At 56.8% G+C, this 336-nt stretch carries 1 protein-coding gene; it reads left to right on the top strand.

Features of this window, described 5'->3' with window-relative positions; genetic code table 11:
• Positions 1-336, top strand: a 336-nt coding sequence (locus EN804_RS35605; protein WP_135922375.1) for an OmpW family outer membrane protein, incomplete at both ends; no start/stop codon positions are given.

Below are 336 nucleotides of genomic sequence, written 5' to 3' on the forward strand. Positions count from 1 at the left end.
CTCGACATCAGCTATTTCTTCACCGATAACTTCGCCGCCGAACTCATTCTCGGCACCACCTATGCCAAAATCAATGGCGAGGGCGTGCTGGCCGGCACGCCGGTCGGCAAGACCTGGCTGCTGCCGCCGACACTGACGCTGCAATATCACTTCACCGACTTCGGCGCTTTCAAGCCCTATATCGGCGCGGGCGTGAACTATTCGCTGTTCTACAACCAGACCGAAAAGCCCGGTTTCAGCAATCTCGACGTCAAGAACAAGCTGGGCGCCGCCGTGCAGGTCGGTTTCGACTATATGCTGGATGAGCATTGGGGTGTGAACTTCGACGTGAAGAAG

It is taken from the genome of Mesorhizobium sp. M8A.F.Ca.ET.161.01.1.1, from assembly GCF_004792105.1.
Taxonomy (GTDB): domain Bacteria; phylum Pseudomonadota; class Alphaproteobacteria; order Rhizobiales; family Rhizobiaceae; genus Mesorhizobium.